This window comes from Pseudomonas sp. GL_090, from assembly GCF_057837765.1.
In genome coordinates this window covers 51,019-75,901 of record NZ_CM174452.1, presented here as the reverse complement: position 1 = coordinate 75,901, position 24,883 = coordinate 51,019, and the positions used below count along the sequence as shown (strand labels likewise).

Below are 24,883 nucleotides of genomic sequence, written 5' to 3'. Positions count from 1 at the left end.
CCTTAGTTGGCGGCAGCCTTGTTAGCCGCCCGCTCTTTGTCGATCAGTTTGTCGGCCAGTTGCAGAGCCTGTTCGGCACCGCCGGCAGAACCCACGTCAAAGCGGTACTTACCGTTGACGATCATGGTTGGAACGCCGGAGATTTCATACTTCTTGGCCAGTTCACGAGCCTTGACGATCTGACCCTTGATAGCGAAAGAGTCGAAAGTCGCGAGGAACTTGTCCTTGTCCACGCCTTGGGTAGCGAGGAAGTCGGCCATTTCATCCTTGTCGGTCAGTTTCTTGTGTTCTTTCTGAATCGCATTGAATACCGCGGCGTGAACGTTGTGCTCGACACCCATGGCTTCAAGTGTCAGGAACATCTGACCGTGAGCGTCCCACGGGCCACCGAACATGGCTGGAATGCGCACGAAGTTCACGTCCGAAGGCAGCTTCTCGACCCACGGATTGATCACTGGCTCGAAGGCGTAGCAATGCGGGCAGCCGTACCAGAACAGCTCTACCACTTCGATCTTGCCAGGCACGGCGACCGGAACCGGATTGCTCAGTTCGACATAAGGTGCGGCGGGGGCGTCAGCAGCCTGGGCAGTCATGCCGAACAGGCTGGCAGCGGCAAAAACGGCGCTGATGATCAGATTACGCATGCTTTACTCCTGGACAATTTTTTCGCCTCGCGCGGTTGTTTTCAGACAGATCCTGGCGGGCTTGAGTTCTGTAGTGTAACGGCAGCGGCCACAAAAAAGGGCGGCCAAGGCCACCCTTTTTATACTCGTTGCAACGGATTAATCGAGCGTTAACGTTGCAGGCGATCAGCACGCCGTTCAACGCCCGATCCACCGGCCTTAGTGCAGGCCCTGAATGTAGCTGGACACCGCGGCGATGTCTTCGTCGCTCAGCTTCTTGGCAATGCTCTGCATGGGTTTGGTATCGCCGTCGTTGGTACGGCCGCCGTCTTCCTTGCGGAAATCGACCAGTTGCTTGCCGACGTATTGAGCGTGCTGGCCACCCAGGTGCGGGAAACCGGCAGCCGCGTTACCTGCGCCATTTGGCGAGTGGCAACCGGTGCAGGCTGGCAGGCCCTTGGCCAGGTCACCACCACGGAACAGGGCTTCACCGCGAGCGACGATCTTCGGATCGGCGGCTCCGACGCTGCCTTTCTGGCTGGCGAAGTAGGCGGCGATGTCCGCCAGGTCCTGATCGCTCAGGTTGGTCAGCAGGCCGGTCATCTCCAGAACGGTGCGCTTGCCCGACTTGATGTCGTGCAATTGCTTGGTCAGGTAGCGTTCACCCTGACCCGCCAGTTTTGGAAAGTTTGGCGCCATGCTGTTGCCATCCGGGCCGTGGCAGGCGCCACAGACGGCGGCTTTGGCCTGGCCGGCTTTTGCATCACCCGGTTGTACTGCCTCACCTGCAGCATGGGCCATGCCGGAGATGCCCACGGTCAACAGCAGACTCACGATCAATTTCTTCATCAGCTAATCCAACTACGGCTAAGGGTTAAGAGTTATGGACCGGGCTTACTCGCTCATCCAAAGGATGATGGCTTGGTAATCCTCGGCACTGCAGTCCATGCACAAACCACGCGGCGGCATCGCCTTGAAACCCTGGGTCACGTGTTGCACCAGCGTCTCCATACCTTTCGCCAACCTCGGCGTCCAAGCTTCCTGATCGCCTTTTTTCGGCGCCATGGGGAGTTGGCCGGAATGACAGGCACCACAAACACGGTTGTACACAGCTTGCGGATCCTGTGTAGCCTGAGCGCTGTAAAGCGGCATCAAGACACCGGCAGCTAGCAGCCATTTCGTCATAAAACGACCTTTTCAGGGTTGAGAGCGAGCTGCGTTCTAGTGCGCAATCAAGGTCTGTCGCTCTCGTGAACTTCATCCTACGCTGGGACAAAGCGCACACAAAATCTGCGGCATTATATACTGGCGTCACTGAAACGGAAGCGACACTGCTTGCCGCCCCCATTCCTGGCGCCGCCCACATCGGAAATCCCATGCAACTCAAGAATCCCATCCTCGGTCTGTGCCAACAGTCCACCTTCATGCTCAGCGCCGCCAAAGTCGACCAATGTCCGGATGACGAGGGCTTCGAAGTCGCCTTCGCCGGGCGTTCCAACGCCGGCAAGTCGAGTGCCTTGAACACCCTGACCCACGCCAGCCTGGCGCGCACCTCGAAAACCCCGGGGCGCACACAGCTGTTGAACTTCTTCAAGCTAGACGATGAACGCCGTCTGGTCGACCTGCCGGGTTACGGTTATGCAAAAGTACCGATCCCGCTCAAGCAACACTGGCAGCGTCACCTGGAGGCATATCTGGGTGGTCGCGAGAGTTTGAAAGGTCTGATCCTGATGATGGACATCCGCCATCCGATGACCGACTTCGACCTGCTGATGCTCGACTGGGCCGTGGCTGCCGGCATGCCGATGCACATTCTGCTGACCAAAGCGGACAAGCTGACCTATGGCGCGGCCAAGAACACACTGCTCAAGGTTCAGGCGGAAATCCGCAAGGGCTGGGGCGATCTGGTGACAATCCAGCTGTTTTCGGCCCCAAAACGCATGGGCCTGGAAGATGCCTACACCGTACTGGCTGGCTGGATGGAGCTGGCGGACAAGGGTGTCGAGGCAGAAGCTCAGTAAGTGCCGAAAACTGCCTGCGGCGCACGCAGGCAGTTTTCTCGGGGCAAAAAAAACCCCGGGCTTCATATGGGGAGGGAGAAGTTCCGGGGTTCAAGCTCTAGACCGCTAGGGCGGGGTCCAGATATCTGCCAACACTTAACACAACATAGGAGCATCGAAGGGCTTCACCAGCCATTCAGTAACTCTGAGTGGTGGTATGCAAGATTAGTTCAGATTTTTTTCAAATAGCTTTGAAATAACTCTGACTGCCTTTCGGACTAAGCTGTTTTCGCCCCGCGGCACTATGCCGCAACAGAACACGACAATTTTCTGTAGGAGCGAGCTTGCTCGCGATGGAATTTCAGTCGAAATCGATGTGCCTGACACTCCATCGCGAACAAGCTCGCTCCTACAAGAAGGCTCAGTGAGCCTCATCCCAGTTGTTTCCGACACCCACTTCGACCAGCAACGGCACATCCAGTTTCGCTGCCTCGCTCATGTGCACGCGAATTTCATCGCGAACCTGGTCGACCAGGTCTTCACGCACCTCGAGCACCAGCTCATCGTGCACCTGCAAGATGACTTTGGCGTCGAGGCCCGACGCGGTCAGCCAGTTATCCACCGCGACCATGGCTTTCTTGATGATATCCGCCGCGGTGCCTTGCATCGGTGCGTTGATCGCCGTGCGTTCGGCGGCGGCGCGCTCTTGCGGCTTGTTGGAGTTGATGTCTGGCAGGTACAGGCGACGGCCGAAGAACGTCTCGACATAACCTTGCTCGGCGGCCTGGGCACGCGTGCGGTCCATGTACTGGCGAACGCCGGGGTACCGAGCGAAGTAGGTATCGATGTAGGCCTTGGCGGTCTTGGTGTCGACGCCGATGTCCTTGCCGAGCTTTTGCGCGCCCATGCCGTAGATCAGGCCGAAGTTGATCGCCTTGGCGCTGCGGCGCTGGTCGGAGGTCACGTCGGCCAGTTCGACCTTGAACACTTCGGCGGCGGTCGCGGTGTGTACGTCCAGATTGTGGCGGAAGGCGTTCATCAGCCCTTCGTCCCGGGACAGGTGAGCCATGATCCGCAGTTCGATCTGCGAATAGTCCGCCGCCAGCAGCTTGTAACCGGCCGGGGCCACGAAGGCCTGGCGGATGCGACGCCCTTCGGCGGTGCGCACCGGGATGTTCTGCAGGTTCGGATCACTGGAGGACAGCCGCCCGGTGGATGCCACAGCCTGGTGGTACGAGGTATGGATCCGCCCGGTACGCGGATTGATCTGCTCCGGCAGACGGTCGGTGTAGGTGCTTTTCAGCTTGCTCATGGAGCGGTATTCCATGAGCACTTTCGGCAATCGGTAGTCGTCTTCTGCCAGCTTGGCCAGCACCTCTTCGGCGGTGGAGGGCTGGCCCTTGGCGGTTTTCTTCAACACCGGAAGGCCAAGCTTCTCGTAAAGGATCACGCCAAGTTGCTTGGGCGAACCGAGGTTGAATTCCTCGCCGGCAATCTCGAAGGCTTCACGCTCCAGCGCCACCATCTTGTCGCCCAGTTCGATGCTTTGCACGCCCAGCAAGGCGGCGTCGACGAATGCGCCCTGGCGCTCGATACGCGCCAATACCGGCACCAACGGGATTTCGATGTCGGTCAGCACACTGGCCAGGCTCGGAATGGCCGAGAGCTTTTCGAACAGGGTCTGGTGCAGACGCAAGGTGATATCCGCATCTTCGGCGGCGTAAGGCCCGGCCTGCTCCAGAGCGATCTGATCAAACGTCAGCTGCTTCACGCCTTTGCCGGCGATGTCCTGGAAACTTACCGTGGTGTGGTCCAGGTACTTCTGCGCCAGGCTGTCCATGTCATGGCGCGTGGCCGTGGAGTTGAGCACGTAGGACTCAAGCATGGTGTCGAAGGCGATGCCCCGCACGGTAATGCCGTTTGCCTGATCGCCGCCGATGGCGCAGTTGGCCAGGATGTTCATGTCGAACTTGGCGTGCTGGCCGACCTTGAGCTTGTTCGGATCTTCCAGAATCGGCTTGAGCGCGCGCAGGACCGTGTCGCGGTCCAGTTGCTGCGGTACGCCGATGTAGGAGTGGGTCAACGGGATGTAGGCCGCTTCGTTGGCCTGCACCGCGAACGACAGGCCCACCAGTTGCGCCTGCTGCGCATCGATGCCAGTGGTTTCGGTGTCGAAAGCAAACAGCTGGGCGTTGTTCAGTTTTTCCAGCCAGGCATCGAAACGCGCCTGATCCAGGATGGTTTCATATCGGACTTCAGTGACCACCACGACGGCGGCCTCGACCTCGACCTCGGTGGCGCTAAACAGATCAACGACCGGCCCCGGCTCGGCGGCAGCGCTCAGCTCCAGGCGTTTGGCGTCGCGATCCAGGTCGTTCAGCCAGCTCTTGAACTCCAGCAGGGTGTACAACTCGTAGAGTTTCGCCGGATCTTCCGCGCCCATTTGCAGGTCATCGAGACCGATGTCCAGTGGCACGTCGACCTTGATGGTCGCCAGCCGATAAGAGAGGAAAGCCATTTCCCTGTGTTCTTCGAGTTTGGCCGGCAGGGTCTTGGCGCCGCGAATCGGCAGAGTCGGCACGATGTCGAGCTGCGCATAGAGCTCGGTCAGGCCGCCGTTCACACCGACCAGCAGACCGGAAGCGGTCTTCGGACCGATACCTGGAACACCCGGAATGTTGTCGGAAGAATCGCCCATGAGCGCCAGATAATCGATGATCTGCTCGGGAGCGACGCCGAATTTCTCCTTCACGCCCTCCACGTCCATGCTGCTACCGGTCATGGTGTTGACCAAGGTAATGTGACCGTCGACCAGTTGCGCCATGTCCTTGTCACCGGTGGAGATGATCACCGGGCGATCCGCCGCCGCGCTGCTGCGGGCCAGAGTGCCGATTACGTCATCGGCCTCGACGCCTTCGACGCACAGCAGCGGGAAGCCCAGGGCGATCACACTCTGGTGCAGCGGCTCGATCTGCACGCGCATGTCGTCGGGCATGCTCGGGCGGTTGGCCTTGTATTCGGCGAACATCTCATCGCGAAAAGTCCCACCCTTGGCGTCGAACACCACGGCGAACGGACTATCCGGATATTGCTTGCGCAGGCTCTTGAGCATGTTCAGCACGCCCTTGACCGCGCCGGTCGGCAGGCCTTTGGACGTGGTCAGCGGTGGCAGCGCGTGAAAGGCGCGGTACAGGTAAGAAGAACCGTCCACCAGGACGAGGGGGGCTTGGCTCATGAGCAGGATCAACCTTTTCGGCGGGTCCGGCGCTAGAATAGCGGGACCGTTGACGACAAAGGGACAAGGTTATCATGCGCACACTAAATCGCCTGTTGCTGGCTGGCTTGTTTGCAATCACACCTTTGGCCGTCATGGCGGCGGATGACGCCCCATCGGCAGATCCGGATGTAACCATTCGCACGGAAGGCGATAAAACCATTCAGGAATACCGCCAAAACGGCTTTTTGTACGCCATCAAGGTCACCCCGAAGGTTGGCAAGCCGTATTTCCTGGTGCGAGCGGATGGTTCGGAGGGTAACTTCGTCCGCTCCGACTACCCGGATATGCTGATTCCGGCGTGGGAAATATTTAAGTGGTAAGTCGTCCTTAACTTTAATCGGCGCCGGCTCACGAGCGGCGCCCGTACTGGCAGTTTAAACATGTCTGTGTTCACCCCCCTGGCTCGGCCCGAGCTGGAAGCTTTTCTCGCCCCTTATGGCCTCGGCCGCCTGCTTGATTTCCAGGGGATTGCCGCCGGTAGCGAAAACACCAATTTCTTCATCAGCCTGGAGCAGGGCGAGTTCGTCCTGACCCTGGTCGAGCGCGGTCCGGTCCAGGAAATGCCGTTCTTCATCGAGTTGCTCGACGTGCTGCACAGCGCCGACCTGCCGGTGCCTTACGCCTTGCGCACCACCGACGGCGTGGCCTTGCGCGAACTGGCGGGCAAACCTGCGCTGCTGCAACCGCGCCTGACCGGCAAGCACATCAAGCAAGCCAACGCGCAACATTGTGCACAGATTGGCGAGTTGCTCGGCCATCTGCACCTGGCGACCCAGGCCAATATGATCAAACGCAAAACCGATCGCGGCCTGGACTGGATGCTGGAAGAGGGCACGCAGTTTTTGTCGCACCTCGGTGCCGAACAGAAAGACCTGCTGCAGCGGGCGCTGGAAGAAATCACCCGGCAGAAAGAAAAAATCCTGGCACTGCCGCGGGCGAACATTCACGCCGACCTGTTCCGGGACAACGCGATGTTCGAAGGCACGCACCTGACCGGGCTGATCGATTTCTACAACGCCTGTTCCGGGCCGATGCTCTACGACGTGGCGATTGCCTTGAACGACTGGTGCTCGGACGACGATGGCGTGATCGATGGACCGCGAGCGCGGGCCATGCTCGGCGCTTACGCAGCCCTGCGACCGTTCACCGCCGCCGAAGCCGAGTTGTGGCCGACCATGCTGCGGGTGGCTTGCGTACGGTTCTGGTTGTCACGCCTGATCGCGGCGGAGTCATTCGCCGGACAAGACGTGTTGATTCACGATCCGATGGAGTTCCAGTCGCGCCTGGCGCAACGGCAGACGGTCAATACGCCGTTGCCTTTCGCCCTTTAAAAGCTTCGCTCCTGCAGGGTCACCGCAACCCTGTGGGAGTGAGCAAGCTCGCTCCCACATGTCTGGTGCGGTTACAACGACTCCAGGCACCCCGCCAAATCATTCCCCAGCTTCTCCAACAACTGCTCATAACCCTGAGCAGTCGCCGGCGTATACCCGCCCAGCGCATCCAGCTCAGCCAGTTTCACCGGCAAACCCGCCACCAGGGTTTCCGCCAGGCGCGGCCGCAGCGGTGGTTCGCTGAACACGCACGTCTTGCCGACTTCCTGCAAACGCGCACGCATCGCCGCGACATGTTGGGCACCGGGTTGCACTTCGGCCGCGACGCTGAATACGCCCACGTGCTTGAGGCCGTAGGCGTCCTCGAAGTAGTCGAAAGCTTCGTGGAAAACGAAGTAAGGCTTGCCCTGAACATCGGCCAGGCGTTTCTTCAGGCGCGCATCCAACGCATCGAGACGATCGTCAAAGGCTTTCAGATTGCTCTGATAGCGCGCGGCATTGTCAGGATCGGCGACACTCAGGTCCGCCGCCATTTTCGTGGCGATGACCCGGGCGTTGACCGGCGATAGCCACAGGTGCGCATCCAGGCTGCCCGGACGGTGATCGTGGTCGTGGTCTTCGGCCTGTTCGGCCTCTTCCGCGTGGGAGTGGCTATCTTCGGCAAAGCGGCGCAGTTTCATGCCTGGCAAATCCTGCACGGCGACGTTGGGCAACGTACGACCATTGAGTACCCGTGGCAGGAAGCCTTCCATGTCCGGGCCGATCCAGTACAGCAGGTCCACCGATTGCACCTTGCGTACGTCGGAAGGGCGCAACGCATAGTTATGCGGTGAGGCACCCGGTGGCAGCAAAACCTCGGGGATCGCCACGCCGTCCTGCACCGCCGCGGCGATCAACTGCAGAGGCTTGATGCTGGTAAGGACCTTGACCTCGGCCTGCGCCGGACCGATCAGCAGAAAACTTGCGATAAATGCGACAAAAACAGAAAAAAGTCGGGACACGATGACCACTCGAAGAGGCGAGAACGGGTAACATAATAACGTCTCTCACAAACCTCGTCGCCGCTCATGCTAAAAACACCGATCGCCAGCCGTCCCCACGACCACTCACATTGCGTTCACAGCGCTTTGTCCGAGGCCGATGCCCTGTGCGCACGTCAAGGCCTGCGCCTGACCGCGTTGCGCCGGCGAGTGCTGGAACTGGTGTGGCAAAGCCACAAGCCGCTGGGGGCCTATGACATTCTCGCGGTTCTCAGCGAGCAGGACGGTCGCCGTGCCGCGCCGCCGACGGTGTACCGTGCGCTGGATTTCCTGCTGGAGAACGGCCTGGTCCATCGCATTTCCTCGCTCAACGCCTTCATCGGCTGCAATCACCCGGAACATGCCCACCAGGGTCAATTCCTGATCTGCCGTGTATGCCACGCCGCGATCGAACTTGAGCAAAAATCCATCAGCGACGCGATCATCGCCTGCGCCAGGGATGTCGGGTTCGTCGTCGAAGGCCAAACCGTTGAAGTGGTTGGTCTCTGCTCGGGTTGCCAGGGGGCTAGATGAGCAACGCGCTGATCCGTCTTGAGCAGGTTGCCGTCACGTTCGCCGGGCAACCGGTGCTGGACAACATCGAGTTGAGCGTCGAGCCGGGGCAGATCGTTACCCTGATCGGCCCCAACGGCGCCGGCAAAACCACCCTGGTGCGAGCCGTGCTCGGCCTGTTGAAACCGGACAGCGGCAGCGTCTGGCGCAAGCCGAAACTGCGGGTCGGTTACATGCCGCAAAAACTTCATGTCGATCCGACCCTCCCGCTGTCGGTCCTGCGTTTCCTGCGCCTGGTGCCGGGCGTGGACCGTGCGATGGCCTTGGCGGCACTCAAGGAAGTCGGCGCCGAACAGGTGATCGACAGCCCGGTGCAAAGCGTTTCCGGTGGCGAAATGCAACGCGTGTTGCTGGCCCGCGCCTTGTTGCGCGAGCCTGAACTGCTGGTACTCGACGAACCGGTACAGGGTGTCGACGTAGCCGGCCAGGCCGAGCTGTACAGCCTGATCACTCGCCTGCGCGACCGTCACGGTTGCGGCGTGCTGATGGTCTCCCACGATTTGCATCTGGTAATGAGCACCACGGATCAGGTGGTTTGTCTCAATCGCCACGTCTGCTGCTCCGGGCATCCCGAGCAGGTTAGCGGCGATCCGGCTTTCGTTGAGCTGTTCGGAAAGAACGCACAAAGCCTGGCGATTTATCACCACCACCACGACCACGCCCACGACTTGCACGGCTCGGTGGTCAAGGCGCCCGCATCGGGCCAACCCCATGTTCACGGAGATAGCTGCAAGCATGGCTGATTTTCTGCTCTACGCCCTGCTTGCAGGCCTGGCCCTGGCCGTCGTCGCAGGCCCCCTGGGGTCTTTCGTGGTCTGGCGGCGCATGGCCTATTTCGGCGACACCCTGTCCCACGCGGCATTGCTCGGGGTGGCCCTGGGCTTCCTGCTGGATGTCAGCCCGACCGTTGCCGTCACCGTTGGCTGCTTGCTGTTGGCGGTGATGCTGGTGACGTTGCAACAACGCCAGCCGTTGGCGTCCGACACACTTTTGGGAATTCTCGCACCCAGCACGCTCTCTCTGGGCCTGGTGGTACTAAGCTTCATGCACGAAGTGCGGATCGACCTGATGGCCTATCTGTTCGGTGACCTGCTGGCGATCAGTCCGACCGATCTGGCCTGGATCCTTGGCGGCAGCGCTGCGGTACTGCTCTTGCTGGTTGCGTTGTGGCGCCCATTGCTGGCGATCACGGTGCACGAAGAACTGGCCAGGGTCGAAGGCCTGCCGGTCGCAGGATTGCGCCTGGCCCTGATGCTGTTGATCGCCGTAGTGATTGCCGTGGCGATGAAAATCGTCGGCGTATTGCTGATCACCTCGTTGCTGATCATCCCGGCGGCTGCGGCACAACGTCACGCCCGCTCGCCGGAGCAGATGGCACTGGGCGCGAGCCTGCTGGGCATACTCGCTGTGTGTGGCGGGCTGGCGCTGTCCTGGTTCAAGGACACCCCGGCCGGCCCGTCGATTGTGGTGACGGCCGCCGCGCTATTTCTGCTGAGTTTTGTTCTGCCCCGTCGAGGGGTGTAGACTTGCTCGTTTTTTGCGCAAATAGAGAGTCGCAGGAATGAAGTCGTTCGCCTCCCGTTATCTGCTCCTTGTCGCATTTTCTTTGCTGCTGGGCGCCTGCCAAAGCACGCCATCGGAAGCCACCAAGGCCGCCGATGCACGGGCCATGGCCATCGTGCAGCTGGAGCAAAACATCGCCAGCGATGAACTGGCCATTGCCGAAGATCAATTGGCAGCCTTGCAGGCCGAATCGCCCAACGATGCTTCCCTTGAGCAATACCAGCGGCAACTGGCGGAAGCCTATCTGCGCCGCAGCCAGAGCGTGTTGCAAAAGGGTGACGTGGATGCCGCCGCGACCGCCCTGAGCCGTGCCCGCGCATTGATGCCCAAGGCTCCGGCACTGACCGGTGGAGTCAACGGCTCGATTGCCCAGGCGCGCAAGGCCGAGCTGGAAAAAGCCGAAGCCGCCCTAAAGGCTGCCGAAGCCAGGCCAAAAGCCAAGGTCATCGACCTGACGGCTGAAAGCACCACGGTCGTGCTGAATATCAACGATATGGGCAAACTGCGTCGCCAACTGGATGCCATCGCCGCCGATGTGGTGAATTTTGCGTGCGACGTAAGCATTCAGGCTCCACGCACCAACGATTACCCCTGGCTGGCTAACTTGCTGACCAAACGGGTGAAGAAACTCGATCCTGAGTTTGATCTGAAGCTCGAGCGGCAGATTTTGCGCGGTGTTCCGGCGCAGATGGTTCTGAGCCCGCGTAAACCCTGAAAAGCATCGCGGGCTTGCCCGCGAAGGCGTCCTGTCTGGCAGTAAAACCCTCAGGCCGGAATCGCCTTGGCCTTCGCCTCCCTGTCCCAAACCCGATGCTGCCCGATCGCGACCAGAAACGGTTTGATCAATTTTACATCCGCGCCCACGATCAATCCCCCATCCGCCTCCAGCTTCAACACATCCAGCAACTGCTTCGCCTCGCCCTGCAAGGCGATAACCTTCAAATGCTTGTATGCCTCCAACAGGTAGTGCAGCGCCACACCGTCAGTGCTCAACAACTTGATCGACGCTGCTCCACCCGGCACGAACACCGCATCGAACGTCACCGACGGCGATCCCTCCATCGAAGCATCGACAGCCAGGGTTTTGCCATCGGCCGTTTTCACTGACGCCGAACTTGGTCCTAACAACTTCCCGTGGGCGCCCTCCGCTTTCAGCGCTTTCTTCATTGCATCGATCGAGGCGCCATCGACACCGTTCGCCGCCAAAATCGCGACTTTCCGCGTCTTGATGCTCTCCGGCAACAGATTGGCCTGGCTCAATGCCGGCGAATGATCCAGTGAGGTTTTGCGCACCTCGATGGTTCCTCGACTGGGCGCAGGCAATCCAAGGTTCTGCGCCACACGCCTGGCCAACTCCAGATCGATATTGGCGAGGATTTCGTTCACTTCCCGGGCGCGAATCGCCTCGCGCTCAACCTTGCCCAACTCAAAGCTATAGGCCGAGATGATGTGCTCCCGTTCATGTTCACTCATGCTGTGGAAAAACAAGCGAGCCTGGGAGAAGTGGTCCGCGAACGACTCGCTGCGCTGGCGAATCTTGTTGGCGTCGATGCGTTCCGGGTAGCTATCGAACCCGCCGTCCTGAACGGAGGCCGGCGTTTCCTTTGGCCAGCCGCCATCAATGGAGTTTGGCTCATAGGAGGCACGCCCCTTGTCGATAGTGGTGCGGTGCTGCGCATCCCGCTGGCCGTTGTGGAAGGGTGACACCGGGCGGTTGATCGGGATCTCGTGAAAGTTCGGCCCGCCGAGTCGGCTTATTTGCGTGTCGGTGTAGGAAAATAATCGCCCCTGCAGTAGAGGGTCATTGGAAAAGTCGATTCCCGGGACGATATGTCCGGGGCAGAAGGCGACCTGCTCGGTTTCGGCGAAAAAGTTGTCCGGGTTGCGGTTCAGCACCATCTTGCCCAGTGGCGTGATAGGGACCAACTCTTCGGGGATCAGCTTGGTGGGGTCAAGAATGTCGAAATCGAAGGCATGTTCGTTCTCTTCTTCGATGACCTGCACCCCCAACTCCCACTCCGGATAGTCGCCGACCTCGATCGACTCCCACAAATCACGACGGTGGTAGTCGGTATCTTTACCCGCAAGCTTCTGCGCCTCATCCCACACCAGCGAGCAAGTGCCGGCCGTGGGGCGCCAGTGGAATTTGACGAACCGCGATTTTCCTTCGGCGTTGATCAGGCGAAAGGTATGCACGCCGAAGCCCTGCATGCTGCGCAGGCTTTTCGGGATCGCCCGGTCGGACATCGCCCACATCACCATGTGCGCCGACTCCGGCACGAGCGAGACAAAGTCCCAGAAGGTGTCATGGGCCGACCCCCCGGTAGGGATTTCGTTGTGTGGCTCGGGTTTGACCGCATGCACAAAGTCGGGAAACTTGATGGCGTCCTGAATGAAGAACACCGGCATGTTGTTGCCCACCAGATCGAAATTGCCTTCATCGGTGAAAAACTTCACCGCGAAACCTCGTACGTCGCGCACGGTATCGCCAGACCCACGCGGCCCCTGCACCGTGGAAAAGCGTACGAAGACCGGGGTTTTCTTCGCTGGATCCTGCAGGAAACCTGCCTTGGTCAGCACAGAGTGGCTTTCATAGCTCTGGAAATAACCATGGGCACCAGCGCCACGAGCGTGAACGATGCGCTCCGGGATCCGCTCGTGATCAAAATGCGTGATCTTTTCACGCATGATGAAATCTTCCAGCAACGATGGCCCGCGGGCCCCGGCCTTCAGGGTGTTCTGGTTGTCCGCCACCTTCACGCCCTGGTTGGTACGCAAGGCCTGCTCAGTGGCATCGGAGCGAAACGTTTCCAGGCTGTCGAGCTTGGTGTTGGTGTTATGGCGGTCCGGGGTATCGGACCCGGCCACGGCACTCTGGGTGGCGGCAGGCTTCTTGGTACTCATCAGGCGTGAACTCCTCAGGCGTATTCCAGTGGCCTAAGTAGTGACTGACGGGCTTCGTCAGCCGTTCCTTTTTTCTGACCTTTGATCGCGTTATTGCCAAATGGCAGGACAAATGCGAAATAAATGCTAAGAACCTCTATACGGACAGGCTAAAATGCGCGCCCGGCTAACCGCTGATCCTTTTCTAACGCGCCCCACAAGGTTCGCTACGTGATCGAGTTTCAAAACGTCCACAAAACCTACCGCGTCGCCGGTAAGGAAATCCCCGCCCTGCATCCGACCAGTCTAACGATTGAGAACGGGCAGGTTTACGGCTTGATCGGTCATTCCGGCGCAGGAAAAAGTACCCTGCTGCGTCTGATCAATCGCCTGGAAAATGCCAGCGGCGGCAAGATCATCGTCGACGGTGAAGAAGTCACCGCCCTCGACGCCAACGGCCTGCGCCGCTTCCGTCAACAGGTCGGGATGATTTTCCAGCACTTCAACCTGCTGGCCTCCAAGACTGTCGCCGACAACGTCGCGCTGCCGCTGTCTCTGGCCGGCGAGCTGTCGCGCAACGAGATCGATTCCCGCGTGGCCGAGTTGCTGGCGCGGGTCGGTTTGTCCGACCACGCGAAAAAGTACCCGGCGCAATTGTCCGGCGGGCAGAAGCAGCGTGTCGGCATTGCCCGTGCGCTGGCGACCAAGCCGAAAATCCTGCTGTGCGACGAAGCCACCAGCGCCCTCGACCCGCAAACCACCGCATCGGTCTTGCAATTGCTGGCCGAGATCAATCGCGAGCTGAAACTGACCATCGTCTTGATCACCCACGAGATGGACGTGATCCGCCGGGTCTGCGACCAGGTAGCCGTGATGGACGCCGGCGTGATCGTCGAGCAAGGCTCGGTGGCCGAGGTGTTCCTGCATCCGAAGCACCCGACCACCAAGCGCTTCGTGCAGGAAGACGAGCAGATCGACGAAAGCGAACAGCGTGACGACTTCGCTCACGTACCGGGGCGCATCCTGCGTCTGACCTTCCAGGGCGAAGCGACCTACGCACCGCTGTTGGGCACTGTCGCCCGGGAAACCGGTGTGGACTACAGCATCCTGGCCGGTCGTATCGACCGCATCAAAGACATCCCCTACGGGCAACTGACCCTGGCCGTGACCGGCGGTGATATGGAAGCGGCCTTTGCCCGCTTCACCGCTGCCGACGTCCACATGGAGGTGCTGCGCTAATGGAAGCCCTGACAAGTTTCTTCGCCAATATCGACTGGTTCGAAATCTGGCTGGCCACTGGCGACACGATGCTGATGCTCGGCGGTTCGCTGCTGTTCACCGTGCTGCTCGGCTTGCCCCTTGGCGTGCTGCTGTTCCTGTGCAGCCCGCGTCAGTTGCTGGAAGCCAAAGGCGTCTACGCGATGTTGTCGCTGGTGGTGAACATCCTGCGTTCGCTGCCGTTCATCATCCTGTTGATCGTGATGATCCCGTTCACCGTGTTGATCACCGGTACGTCCCTGGGTGTCGCCGGTGCAATCCCGCCGCTGGTGGTGGGTGCCACGCCGTTTTTCGCCCGCCTGGTGGAAACCGCCCTGCGTGAAGTGGATCGCGGCATCATCGAAGCGACCCAGGCCATGGGCGCGACCACGCGACAGATCATCACCAATGCCTTGCTACCGGAGGCTCGTCCGGGCATCTTCGCGGCGATTACGGTGACAGCCATTACACTGGTTTCCTACACGGCGATGGCCGGTGTCGTGGGCGCCGGTGGTCTGGGTGACCTGGCGATCCGTTTCGGTTACCAGCGCTTCCAGACCGATGTAATGGTCGTGACGGTGGTATTGCTGCTGGTATTGGTCCAGGTGCTGCAAACCGTTGGCGACAAATTGGTTGTGCATTTCTCCCGTAAATAAGACATGAGCCGGCCATTCGCTGGCAGGCGCCAAACGGGCGCCGCAAGCGGGCACCTCACATGGAGTTAGCTGAATGAAAAAACTACTCGTGGCCTTCGCGGCCGTTGCTGCATTCTCTGCCCACGCTGAAACCCTGACCGTCGCGGCCACTCCGGTTCCCCACGCCGAGATCCTCGAATTCGTGAAGCCGGCCCTGGCCAAAGAGGGCGTGGACCTGAAGGTCAAGGTATTCACCGACTACATCCAGCCGAACGTGCAGGTCGCGGAAAAACGCCTGGACGCCAACTTCTTCCAGCACCAGCCGTACCTGGATGAGTTCAACAAGGCCAAGGGCACCCACTTGGTTTCCGTGGCCGGCGTGCACCTGGAGCCCTTGGGCGCTTACTCCAACAAGTACAAGACCATTGCCGAACTGCCTGGCGGTGCCACCGTGGTTATCCCGAACGATGCCACCAACGGCGGCCGTGCGCTGCTGCTGATGGCCAAGGCCGGCCTGATCAAGTTGAAGGATTCGAACAACATCCTGTCGACCGTGAAGGACATCACCGAGAACACCAAGGACCTGAAAATCCGCGAACTGGAAGCCGCGACCATCCCGCGCGTGCTGACCCAGGTCGACCTGGCGCTGATCAACACCAACTACGCGCTGGAGGCCAAGCTCGATCCGGCCAAGGACGCGCTGTTCATCGAAGGCAGCGACTCGCCTTACGTGAACATTCTGGTGGCTCGCCCGGACGACAAGGACAGCGACGCGATGAAGAAACTGGTTGCTGCCTTGCACAGCCAGGAAGTGAAGGCCTTCATTCTCGAGAAGTACAAAGGCGCGGTGGTGCCGGCGTTCTGACCGAACTGCTGCAACGCAAAAAGGGGCGCATCGAATGCGCCCCTTTTTTGTGCCTGAAACACAGCCCCTTGTAGGAGCGAGCTTGCTCGCGAAGGTGTGTCAGCCACTGTGATGTCGACTGACACTCCATCGCGAGCAAGCTCGCTCCTACAGAGGGATTGCGGTGCTTAATTGCGCTTGAGCATCACCGGCAACTGCGCCACCAGCTTCGCATTGTTCAACGGCGCACGGATGAACCCGCGCTGGGTGCCGTCCGGCCCGATCACCGCGAGGTTGCCACTGTGGTCAACGGTGTAGTTCGGCTTGCTGGTGTCCGCCGGAATGAATGGAATGCTCACCGCGTTGGCGATCGTTTGCAGCTCATCGGTCGACGCCGGGGTCAGGCCAACAAACTGCGGGTCGAAGTAGCCCAGGTACTGCTTGAGCTGCTTGGGTGTATCGCGATTGGGGTCGACGCTGACCAGCACGATTTGCAGTTTATCCACAGCCTCGGGCGGTAACTCGCTCTTGATCTGCCGCAACTGGGCGAGGGTGGTCGGGCAGATGTCCGGGCAGAAGGTGTAGCCGAAGAACAGCAGGCTCCACTTGCCTTTCAATTCATTGATCGCGACCGGCTGGCCGTCCTGATTGGTCATCGTCACGTCCGGCAGATTACGGCTCTGCGGCAGCAGGATGATACCGGCGTCGATCAGCGCCGTCGGATCGCCCTGGTTTTTCCCGGACAATACCTTGTTGACGGTCAGGCCCAGGATCAGTGCGACCAGGGCGACGAGTATGAAGACGGTTTTCTGGGTTCGAGTCATAGGTTCAACAGTAGGTAGTGGTCTACGAGCAGGGCGATAAACAGCAGGAACAAGTAGTAAATAGAGTACTTGAACGTGTTGATCGCCGCGTGCGGCCGAGTGCCACGGTACAGCACCACGGCCCATTGCAGAAACCGCGCGCCCAGCCCGAGCGCGCAGACCAGGTAGAGCGTGCCGCTCATGTGGATCACATAAGGCATCAGGCTGACGGCAAGCAATGCGAAGGTATATAGCAGGATGTGAATCTTGGTGTAGTGCTCGCCATGGGTGACCGGCAGCATCGGGATATCGGCCTTGGCGTATTCCTCCTTGCGATGGATCGCCAGCGCCCAGAAGTGCGGCGGGGTCCAGGCGAAGATGATCAGCACCAGCAACAGCGGTTCGGCGCTGACGTGACCGGTGGCGGCGGTCCAGCCAAGCAATGGCGGCGCGGCACCGGCCAGACCACCGATGACGATGTTCTGCGGGGTCGCGCGCTTGAGGAATCCGGTGTAGACCACCGCGTAGCCAAGCAACGAGGCGAGGGTCAACCACGCTGTCAGCGGGTTGGTGAACGCCAGCAACATGGCTTGTCCGAGAACCGCCAACACCAGCGCGAACGTCAGCGCTGCGGTCGGCGAAACCCGGCCTTCGGCGAGCGGCCGTTTGCGGGTGCGCGCCATCACCGCGTCGATGCGCCGGTCCACCACATGATTGACCGCCGCTGCGCCACCGGCACACAGGGCGATGCCCAGATTGCCGAAAATCAGCACCGTCCACGGCACCCCGGCACGGGTCGCGAGGAACATCCCCACCAGTGAAGTGATGAGCATCAGCACCACGACTTTGGGTTTGGTCAGTTCCAGGTAGTCACGCCAGATCGCCTGACTGGGACGTTCGCCGATCAGAATCGCCATGGCATCTCTCCTTTTATTGTTATGGGCCCGGCTGAGTGTTTACGCGGGCTGAAGTGCCAGCGCGCTTGCTTGACCCGGACCAGACTGGTTCGGGCGTGGTAATTGACCAGCACCATGGTCAGCAACAGCGCCGCGCCGCCCGCGTTATGTGCGACAGCCACCGGCAGTGGCAGATGGAACAGCACGTTGCTGATGCCCAGGGTGATTTGTGCGCCGAGGGCGATCAGCACCAGGCCTGCCAGGCGCGTCATGCCGACGGCTTTCAGTTGCCATGCCAGACCGAGCAGCACCAAAGTCACCAACAGGGCGCCAATACGGTGAGTCAGGTGAATCGCAGTACGGGCGTCGCTGTCCAGTTGCCCGCCGAGGTAGTTCGGGCCGATGTGCTGGGTCAGGTGAAAGCCGTTGGCGAAGTCCGCCGGTGGCAACCACTGGCCGTGGCAGGTCGGGAAGTCGATACAGGCTACGGCGGCGTAATTGGAACTGACCCAGCCACCGAGGGCGATTTGCCCGATCACCAGCAGCAGCCCCGCCGTCGCCCAGTGTTGCAAACGTCGTGGCACGGTCAGCGCCGGCACTACGCCGGACAGGCGCAAGGTCAGCAGAAACAACAGGCTCAAGGTCGCGAAGCCGCCCAGCAAATGCCCGGTGACCACCTGCGGCCAGAGCTTTAGCGTTACCGTCCACATGCCGAACGCGGCCTGGCCAACAACCACCGCCAACAGAAACAACGGCAGCTTCACCGGCTGCCCGGGATGTCGGCGATGCACCCACGAACGACCGGCCAACACCGCGATCAATAGCCCCAAAGTGCCGGCGAAGTAGCGGTGGACCATCTCGTTCCAGCCCTTGTGGGCCTCGACCGGAGCGTCCGGGAAATGCAATTCGGCATGGGCCAGCTGAGCTTCGCTTTTCGGCACGCTGATGAAACCGTAGCAGCCGGGCCAGTCCGGGCAGCCGAGGCCGGCGTGGGTCAGGCGGGTGTAGGCACCGAGCAACACCACAATCAGTGCCAGTAAGGTGGCAAACAACGCGAGGCGAAATCCAGGCTTGGCCATGACGATGCCCTTATCCGATGTTCGACAGTTTCAACAGGTGGCGCAGATCGTTGAGCAGGTCCTTGCCCTTTACCGACGGGTCGTAGCGCAGCACCAGATTGCCGTGGGGGTCGATGATCCACAGGTGCGGCGCGTCATTGCTCTGGGCGACTTTTGTGTAGGCAGGCAAGTCCAGTGAATAGCGTTGCAACTGCGGGTACTCGCGTTGAAGTTTAGTCTCGTAATCGCTGTTCAGCGTTTGCGCGGCGGCCAATGCATGGCTGGCGCGGGACGCATCGCGGCCCAGGCCGATCTGGATTTGCCGCGCCAGATACACCAGTTGCTGGCAGTCCACCGCGCAATCCTTGGGTGAGGTCACCAATATCTGCCAGCGATCTTCCCGGGCTTGCACGCCGATGTCCGCGCGGGTCTGGCCGTTGCCGATCAGTTCGCCGTGATAACTGCGGCCCTCGGGCACCCAGAAATTCAGCTTGTACATGCCGGTGGCGAGGATCATCGGACCGATCACCCCGAGCAGGATCAACAGCAGTTGCATACGGCCCTTGCGCCGGTTCACCGACGGTTTCGCCTCAGACATGCTGGGTGGATTCATGGCCGCTCCCATGGTGTTTCTCCTTTGCGTTGTGCCAGCCGAGATAGAGATAAAGACCGAACAGGGCGATCGCCATGGCGAACCACTGCACGGCATAAGCGACGTGTTTTTCCGGGTCCGTGGCGACTACTGGCCATTCAGCCTGATAGGTGACGGGGCCGGTTTCAGCACGTAGTTCGTAGGCAAAACCTTCGCGATTCAGGGCGGCCCAGAGCTTGTCTGGCTCAACGGCCGTAATCAGCTTCGGCCACGTCAACGTTGTGGGGTCAGCGTGCAATTGGAACGTCGCACCGGGGGAGACGTAGACCCACACGTCGAGGCTGACTGCTTCGGCAGGTGTCTTGAATTGCGGTGGTGTGCGGCGCTCCGGCCATGCCAGCCAACCGCGATTAACCAGCAACCAAAGCCCGGATGCCTGATCGTGAAAGGGTTGCAATAGCTCGACGCCGACCTTGCCGTTGCGTTGACTGTTATCCAGCAGCAGGCTGTGTTCAGCATCGAACTGGCCGTACAGGTGAACCCGACGGAAGGCCGGGTCTGTCGTGTGTTGCAGTTCGGTGCTGGCCATCGGCTCGGCGGCCCGGCGCTCGGCGTAGGTTTGCAGCAGCGCGCTTTTCTCCGCGCCCCGGCTCAACTGCCAGAACCCCAGGGACACCAGTAGCGGCAGCAACATCGCCACCACCAGCGTTGGCACGATACCCGGCCGAAAGCGCTTCATGGCATTGCCAGAAAGTCGGTCATCGCGATAGCTATACTCAAGTGCATCGCTTATCCCCCCGGAGTCTCACCATGCTCAAAGCAGCCATCGTCCTGATGCTGATTGCCACGGTTGTCAGCCTGTTCAGCGGCCTGTTTTTTCTGGTCAAGGACGACAGCCGCTCAAACCGCCTCGTCATTGCCTTGAGTGTGCGTGTCACTCTGGCCGCCATTACCCTCGGTCTGATCGCCTGGGGCTTTTTCAGCGGCCAGCTGGTTTCCAATGCCCCCTGGTAGCTGTAGCTGCCTTAGAGCACATAGACGAAAACAAACAGCCCGATCCACACCACATCCACGAAGTGCCAGTACCAGCTCGCCGCTTCGAAACCGAACTGGTGCTCGTTGTCGAAGTGCCCGCGCATGATCCGCACCAGCATCACGAACAGGATGATGGTGCCGATGGTGACGTGGGCGCCGTGGAACCCGGTGAGCATGAAGAAAGTTGCGCCGTAGATGCCCGAACCCAGGGTAAGGCCCAGTTCGTGGTAGGCGTGAATGTACTCTTCGGCCTGGAAGGTGAGGAACGCACAGCCGAGCAATACGGTGAGCAACAGCCAGAGTTTCAGTGCACCGCGATGGCCCTTTTTCAAGGCATGGTGGGCGATGGTCACAGTCACGCTGGAACTCACCAGCAACACGGTGTTGAGCAACGGCAGGCCCCAGGGGCTGATGACCTCCCTGGGCGGCGGAAACAGTTTCGAGTCGGGGTTGCTCAGCAGCGGCCAGGTGAACTGGAAGTTCGGCCACAGCATGTGCGCAATGCCTTTGGCGCCTTCACCGCCGAGCGCCGGCCCGGAAATGTGACGGACATAAAACAGCGCGCCAAAAAAGGCGATGAAGAACATCACCTCCGAGAAAATGAACCAGCTCATGCCCCAGCGGAACGAGCGATCCATCTGTGCACTGTACAAGCCACCGCGACTTTCCTTGATCACCGTGCCGAACCAGCCAAACAGCATGTAAGCCACCAACAGGCCACCGACGAAAAAGATCAGCGGCCCGTGGGATTCCGGACGCGCCGCTTTCAGATCGTTGAACCAGGTGGCCAGGCCAAACACTGTGACGAACATCCCGACAGTTGCGATGATCGGCCATTTGCTCTGGGCCGGGACGTAATAATGTTCATGAGTTGCCATTTATTGTTCTCCTTATCGGGCACGCTCAGCCGCCAGTGTTTACAGCTACCGGTGGATGTCGGGCGGTGATATCGAACAGCGTGTAGGACAGCGTCAGGTGCTTCACATCCTTGGGCATGTCACGGTCAACGATGAAACGTACCGGCATCTCGATCCGCTGACCGGGCTGCAGCACTTGCTGGGTAAAGCAGAAGCATTCGGTCTTGTGGAAGTACGCCGCCGCATTGCTGGGCGCAATGCTCGGCACGGCCTGGGCGCTCATCGGCTTATCGGTGGGGTTGTGGGCGATGAAGATCATCTCGTTCACAGCCCCCGGGTTCGCGGTCAATTCGTCATGTTTGGGGTAAAAGTCCCAAGGCATGTCAGCGGTGTTGGTCGACAGAAACTGCACGCGCACCTGCCGCGAGGTGTCGACCGTTTGCTCACCTTCGTACTGCCCGCCGGTCTTGCCATTGATGCCGAAGGCCTTGCACATCACGTCGTAGATCGGCACCAGGGCAAAGCCGAACACAAACATTGCCACCACCACGGTCAGCAGGCGCGTGACCAGCTTCTTCATCGAAATTGAGTCAGCCATGACTTCCGCACAACCCTGTAGGAGCGAGCTTGCTCGCGAAAAACTTGAGAGCGCCGTTGTGTGTCAGGCTTCCAGCGTTATCGTTGACGGCCATCGCGAGCAAGCTCGCTCCTACAAGGCGCGCGTTCATTTCACTTCCGGCGGCGTGGTGAAGGTGTGATACGGCGCCGGTGACGGAATGCTCCACTCCAGGCCTTCAGCCCCATCCCATGGCTTGGCCGGTGCCGCCGGGCCGCCGCGAATGGTCTTGATCACGATGAACAGGAAGAAAATCTGCGTGGCGCCGAACATGAATGCGCCGATCGACGACACCATGTTGAAGTCGGCGAATTGCAGGTTGTAGTCCGGAATCCGTCGCGGCATGCCCGCCAGCCCCACGAAATGCATCGGGAAGAAGGCCAGGTTCATGCCGATGAACGACAACCAGAAATGCAACTTGCCGAGGGTTTCGTCGTACATGTGGCCGGTCCATTTCGGCATCCAGTAATAGGCCGAGGCGAAGATCCCGAAGATCGCCCCCGGCACCAGCACGTAATGGAAGTGCGCGACCACGAAGTAGGTGTCCTGGTACTGGAAGTCCGCCGGGGCAATGGCCAGCATCAACCCGGAGAAACCGCCGATGGAGAACAGGATCACGAACGCCACGGCAAACAGCATCGGCGTCTCGAACGTCAGCGAGCCCTGCCACATGGTGCTGGCCCAGTTGAACACCTTCACACCCGTCGGCACCGCAATCAGCAATGTGGCGTACATGAAGAACAGCTCACCCACCAGCGGAATGCCGACCACGAACATGTGGTGCGCCCAGACGATGAACGACAGGAACGCGATACTCGCCGTGGCGTAGACCATCGAGGTGTAGCCGAACAGTGGCTTGCGCGAAAAAGCCGGAATGATCGAGCTGACCGCACCGAACGCCGGCAGGATCATGATGTATACCTCGGGGTGACCGAAGAACCAGAACACATGCTGGAACAGCACCGGGTCTCCGCCACCGGCGGCACTGAAGAAACTGGTGCCGAAATGGATGTCCATCAGCATCATCGTCACGCAACCGGCCAGTACCGGCATCACCGCGATCAGCAGGAACGCGGTGATCAGCCAGGTCCAGACGAACAACGGCATTTTCATCAACGTCATGCCGGGGGCGCGCAGGTTGAGGATGGTGGCGATCACATTGATCGCGCCCATGATCGAACTGATCCCCATCAAGTGGATGGCGAAGATGAAGAAGGTCACGCTTTCCGGCGCGTAGGTCGTCGACAGCGGTGCGTAGAACGTCCAGCCGAAGTTCGGTCCGCCACCCGGAGTGAACAGGGTCGACACCAGCAGCAGGAACGCCGCCGGCAACAGCCAGAAGCTGAAGTTGTTCATGCGCGGCAGGGCCATGTCCGGCGCGCCGATCATCAGCGGGATCATCCAGTTGGCGAGACCGACGAAGGCCGGCATCACCGCACCGAAGACCATCACCAGACCGTGCATGGTGGTCATCTGGTTGAAGAACTCCGGCTGGACGATCTGCAGCCCAGGCTGGAACAGCTCGGCGCGAATAACCATCGCGAACGAACCGCCAAGCAGGAACATGGAGAACGCAAACCACAGGTACAGCGTACCGATGTCCTTGTGGTTGGTGGTCAGCACCCAGCGCATCAGGCCTTTAGCAGGGCCGTGGGCGTGGTCGGTGGCGGTATGAACATGTTCATCGATTACAGCAGTCATGTCCTGTCTCCTGCAAACAGATGGGCTGGGCAGGCCGGGGTGCTTAGCCCCGACCGGTTCCTTTCGTGCGCAATAGACCGGGTCATTTGCTTTCCGCCTGTTTCAGCTCCAGCACTTCTTTAGGCGTGACCATGTCGCCCTTGTTGTTGCCCCAGGCGTTACGTTCATAGGTCACGACCGCTGCGATATCGACTTCCGACAGTTGTTTGCCGAATGCGGCCATGGCGGTGCCAGGCTTGCCGTGGAAGACAATGCTCAGGTGAGCGTCTTTCGGCCCGGTGGCGATCTTCGAGCCCTTGAGCGCCGGGAACATCGGCGGCAGGCCCTGGCCTTCGGCCTGGTGACAGGCCACGCAGGTGGTGTGATAGACCTTGTCGCCGCGATCCTTGAGCTCGTCGAGGGTCCATTCCTTGCTGGTCAGCTCTTTGAGTTGCGCGGCCTCGGTCTTGCGCTCGGCCAGCCATTTTTCGTAATCGGCCTTTTCCTTGACCTCGACCACGGTCGGCATGAAGCCGTGATCCTTGCCGCACAACTCGGCACACTGGCCACGGTAGATGCCGGGCTTGTCGATGCGGGTCCAGGCTTCATTGACGAACCCGGGAATCGCGTCGCGCTTGACCGCAAAAGCCGGCACCCACCAGGAGTGGATCACGTCGGCGGAGGTCACCAGGAAGCGCACTTTGGCGCCGACCGGTAGCACCAATGGTTTGTCGACTTCGAGCAAGTAGTGCTCGCCCTTGGTTTCCTTGTTGTGGATTTGATCCTGAGGAGTGGTCAGGTTGCTGAAGAACTCGACGTCCTGGCCCAGGTATTTGTAGTGCCACTTCCACTGATAGCCGGTGATCTGGATATCGATTTCCGGCTCGCTGGCGTCGTACATCTTGATCAGGGTCGCGGTAGCGGGAATCGCCATGGCCACCAGGATCAGGAAGGGCACGATGGTCCAGAGGATTTCGACGGTGGTGCTTTCATGAAATTTGGCGGCCACCTGCCCGGTCGAGCGGCGGTGGAGAATCATCGACCAGAACATGGCACCAAATACGATGATGCCGATCACCACACAGATCCAGAAAATGATCATGTGCAGGTCGAATACTGCGTGACTGATTTCAGTCGCTCCAGGCGCCATATTCACAGTCCAGGCCGCTTGCGCCTGACTGAAAATCGACCACAACAGGAGGCCCATCCAGACATGTGGATGTCGCATCATTGCGGGTTCCCCTTATCGTTCTTGTTATCCCGCCGGCTTTCACCTGCGGCAAGGGAGCGGCTGCATCAGACTACGAACTTGAGCACCGGGCCTTGCTGCATATGCAGTCG

Annotated in this window: 26 protein-coding genes; 11 read left to right on the top strand and 15 right to left on the bottom strand. The window is 60.1% G+C overall.

Features of this window, described 5'->3' with window-relative positions:
* Positions 1-2: 2 nt before the first annotated feature.
* From AC3ITA_RS00370 to AC3ITA_RS00360, 3 genes are all read right to left on the bottom strand, one after another.
* On the bottom strand, positions 3-644 hold the full coding sequence (locus AC3ITA_RS00370; protein WP_489279078.1) for a thiol:disulfide interchange protein DsbA/DsbL: 642 nt from the start codon (positions 642-644) through the stop codon (positions 3-5).
* A gap of 198 nt (positions 645-842) precedes the next feature.
* Complete coding sequence (locus AC3ITA_RS00365) at positions 843-1,472, bottom strand: c-type cytochrome (RefSeq protein ID WP_095942972.1); 630 nt, start codon at positions 1,470-1,472, stop codon at positions 843-845.
* A gap of 45 nt (positions 1,473-1,517) precedes the next feature.
* Positions 1,518-1,808, bottom strand: a complete 291-nt coding sequence (locus tag AC3ITA_RS00360; protein ID WP_095942973.1) for a c-type cytochrome — start codon at positions 1,806-1,808, stop codon at positions 1,518-1,520.
* Positions 1,809-1,999: 191 nt separating this feature from the next.
* Here AC3ITA_RS00360 and yihA point away from each other — a divergent pair, with 191 nt between their 5' ends.
* The gene (yihA, locus tag AC3ITA_RS00355; RefSeq protein WP_414929614.1) at positions 2,000-2,644 is read left to right on the top strand and encodes a ribosome biogenesis GTP-binding protein YihA/YsxC; all 645 of its coding nucleotides are present in this window, start codon (positions 2,000-2,002) and stop codon (positions 2,642-2,644) included.
* A gap of 400 nt (positions 2,645-3,044) precedes the next feature.
* On the opposite strand, the gene polA is transcribed toward yihA, so the two are convergent.
* On the bottom strand, positions 3,045-5,858 hold the full coding sequence (polA, locus tag AC3ITA_RS00350; protein ID WP_489279075.1) for a DNA polymerase I: 2,814 nt from the start codon (positions 5,856-5,858) through the stop codon (positions 3,045-3,047).
* A 74-nt stretch (positions 5,859-5,932) separates the two neighbouring features.
* Here polA and AC3ITA_RS00345 point away from each other — a divergent pair, with 74 nt between their 5' ends.
* Together AC3ITA_RS00345 and AC3ITA_RS00340 are read left to right on the top strand one after the other, a co-directional pair.
* Positions 5,933-6,220, top strand: coding sequence for a DUF2782 domain-containing protein (locus AC3ITA_RS00345; RefSeq protein WP_095942975.1), 288 nt, complete (start codon positions 5,933-5,935; stop codon positions 6,218-6,220).
* Between the two features lie 60 nt (positions 6,221-6,280).
* Positions 6,281-7,231: a homoserine kinase gene (locus AC3ITA_RS00340; RefSeq protein WP_489279073.1), complete on the top strand. Its 951-nt coding sequence runs from the start codon at positions 6,281-6,283 to the stop codon at positions 7,229-7,231.
* A 71-nt stretch (positions 7,232-7,302) separates the two neighbouring features.
* Here AC3ITA_RS00340 and znuA read toward each other — a convergent pair whose 3' ends face one another.
* Positions 7,303-8,232 carry a zinc ABC transporter substrate-binding protein ZnuA gene (znuA, locus tag AC3ITA_RS00335; RefSeq protein WP_150671868.1) on the bottom strand — a complete coding sequence of 310 codons (930 nt, stop codon included), beginning with the start codon at positions 8,230-8,232 and terminating at the stop codon, positions 7,303-7,305.
* Positions 8,233-8,298: 66 nt separating this feature from the next.
* Between znuA and zur the strand changes: the two genes are divergently transcribed.
* Genes zur through AC3ITA_RS00315 form a run of 4 tightly spaced genes read left to right on the top strand, consistent with a single transcriptional unit; the run spans position 8,299 to position 11,101 of the window.
* Positions 8,299-8,784 (top strand): zinc uptake transcriptional repressor Zur, encoded by a 486-nt coding sequence (gene zur, locus AC3ITA_RS00330; protein ID WP_095942977.1) that lies wholly within the window; start codon positions 8,299-8,301, stop codon positions 8,782-8,784.
* Positions 8,781-9,566, top strand: coding sequence for a zinc ABC transporter ATP-binding protein ZnuC (gene znuC / locus AC3ITA_RS00325; protein WP_007989407.1), 786 nt, complete (start codon positions 8,781-8,783; stop codon positions 9,564-9,566). Before zur ends, znuC begins: the two co-directional genes overlap by 4 nt.
* Entirely contained in the window at positions 9,559-10,347 is a 789-nt protein-coding gene (gene znuB, locus AC3ITA_RS00320) for a zinc ABC transporter permease subunit ZnuB (RefSeq protein ID WP_046042679.1), read from the top strand. Before znuC ends, znuB begins: the two co-directional genes overlap by 8 nt.
* 37 nt (positions 10,348-10,384) lie before the next feature.
* Positions 10,385-11,101: a PA5502 family lipoprotein gene (locus tag AC3ITA_RS00315; protein WP_489279072.1), complete on the top strand. Its 717-nt coding sequence runs from the start codon at positions 10,385-10,387 to the stop codon at positions 11,099-11,101.
* 50 nt (positions 11,102-11,151) lie between these two features.
* Here the strand turns inward: AC3ITA_RS00315 and katE are convergent, their stop codons facing one another.
* Positions 11,152-13,290 (bottom strand): catalase HPII, encoded by a 2,139-nt coding sequence (katE, locus tag AC3ITA_RS00310; protein WP_095942979.1) that lies wholly within the window; start codon positions 13,288-13,290, stop codon positions 11,152-11,154.
* Between the two features lie 210 nt (positions 13,291-13,500).
* Here katE and AC3ITA_RS00305 point away from each other — a divergent pair, with 210 nt between their 5' ends.
* From AC3ITA_RS00305 to AC3ITA_RS00295, 3 genes are all read left to right on the top strand, one after another.
* A complete protein-coding gene (locus AC3ITA_RS00305; RefSeq protein ID WP_095942980.1) occupies positions 13,501-14,508 on the top strand; it encodes a methionine ABC transporter ATP-binding protein in 1,008 nt (335 codons plus the stop codon).
* Positions 14,508-15,182, top strand: a complete 675-nt coding sequence (locus tag AC3ITA_RS00300; protein WP_056726718.1) for a methionine ABC transporter permease — start codon at positions 14,508-14,510, stop codon at positions 15,180-15,182. The genes AC3ITA_RS00305 and AC3ITA_RS00300 overlap by 1 nt, the downstream gene beginning before the upstream one ends.
* 73 nt (positions 15,183-15,255) lie before the next feature.
* Positions 15,256-16,026: a MetQ/NlpA family ABC transporter substrate-binding protein gene (locus AC3ITA_RS00295; RefSeq protein WP_150671871.1), complete on the top strand. Its 771-nt coding sequence runs from the start codon at positions 15,256-15,258 to the stop codon at positions 16,024-16,026.
* A gap of 167 nt (positions 16,027-16,193) precedes the next feature.
* Here the strand turns inward: AC3ITA_RS00295 and AC3ITA_RS00290 are convergent, their stop codons facing one another.
* Genes AC3ITA_RS00290 through AC3ITA_RS00270 form a run of 5 tightly spaced genes read right to left on the bottom strand, consistent with a single transcriptional unit; the run spans position 16,194 to position 20,093 of the window.
* Positions 16,194-16,829: an SCO family protein gene (locus AC3ITA_RS00290; protein ID WP_095942982.1), complete on the bottom strand. Its 636-nt coding sequence runs from the start codon at positions 16,827-16,829 to the stop codon at positions 16,194-16,196.
* Positions 16,826-17,725 (bottom strand): heme o synthase, encoded by a 900-nt coding sequence (gene cyoE / locus AC3ITA_RS00285; RefSeq protein ID WP_095942983.1) that lies wholly within the window; start codon positions 17,723-17,725, stop codon positions 16,826-16,828. The genes AC3ITA_RS00290 and cyoE overlap by 4 nt, the downstream gene beginning before the upstream one ends.
* Complete coding sequence (locus AC3ITA_RS00280; RefSeq protein WP_095942984.1) at positions 17,713-18,783, bottom strand: COX15/CtaA family protein; 1,071 nt, start codon at positions 18,781-18,783, stop codon at positions 17,713-17,715. Before AC3ITA_RS00280 ends, cyoE begins: the two co-directional genes overlap by 13 nt.
* 10 nt (positions 18,784-18,793) lie before the next feature.
* Positions 18,794-19,387: a hypothetical protein gene (locus AC3ITA_RS00275; protein ID WP_489279071.1), complete on the bottom strand. Its 594-nt coding sequence runs from the start codon at positions 19,385-19,387 to the stop codon at positions 18,794-18,796.
* Positions 19,353-20,093, bottom strand: coding sequence for an SURF1 family protein (locus AC3ITA_RS00270; protein WP_489279069.1), 741 nt, complete (start codon positions 20,091-20,093; stop codon positions 19,353-19,355). The genes AC3ITA_RS00275 and AC3ITA_RS00270 overlap by 35 nt, the downstream gene beginning before the upstream one ends.
* 71 nt (positions 20,094-20,164) lie before the next feature.
* On the opposite strand from AC3ITA_RS00270, the gene AC3ITA_RS00265 reads away from it, so the two are divergent.
* Positions 20,165-20,368 (top strand): twin transmembrane helix small protein, encoded by a 204-nt coding sequence (locus AC3ITA_RS00265; protein ID WP_095942987.1) that lies wholly within the window; start codon positions 20,165-20,167, stop codon positions 20,366-20,368.
* Positions 20,369-20,379: 11 nt separating this feature from the next.
* On the opposite strand, the gene AC3ITA_RS00260 is transcribed toward AC3ITA_RS00265, so the two are convergent.
* From AC3ITA_RS00260 to coxB, 4 genes are all read right to left on the bottom strand, one after another.
* Positions 20,380-21,267 carry a cytochrome c oxidase subunit 3 gene (locus tag AC3ITA_RS00260; RefSeq protein ID WP_489279066.1) on the bottom strand — a complete coding sequence of 296 codons (888 nt, stop codon included), beginning with the start codon at positions 21,265-21,267 and terminating at the stop codon, positions 20,380-20,382.
* A gap of 25 nt (positions 21,268-21,292) precedes the next feature.
* Positions 21,293-21,844 carry a cytochrome c oxidase assembly protein gene (locus AC3ITA_RS00255; RefSeq protein ID WP_056726726.1) on the bottom strand — a complete coding sequence of 184 codons (552 nt, stop codon included), beginning with the start codon at positions 21,842-21,844 and terminating at the stop codon, positions 21,293-21,295.
* A 126-nt stretch (positions 21,845-21,970) separates the two neighbouring features.
* Positions 21,971-23,563 (bottom strand): cytochrome c oxidase subunit I, encoded by a 1,593-nt coding sequence (gene ctaD / locus AC3ITA_RS00250; RefSeq protein ID WP_095942989.1) that lies wholly within the window; start codon positions 23,561-23,563, stop codon positions 21,971-21,973.
* An 82-nt stretch (positions 23,564-23,645) separates the two neighbouring features.
* The gene (gene coxB / locus AC3ITA_RS00245; protein ID WP_095942990.1) at positions 23,646-24,773 is read right to left on the bottom strand and encodes a cytochrome c oxidase subunit II; all 1,128 of its coding nucleotides are present in this window, start codon (positions 24,771-24,773) and stop codon (positions 23,646-23,648) included.
* Positions 24,774-24,883 lie beyond the last annotated feature (110 nt).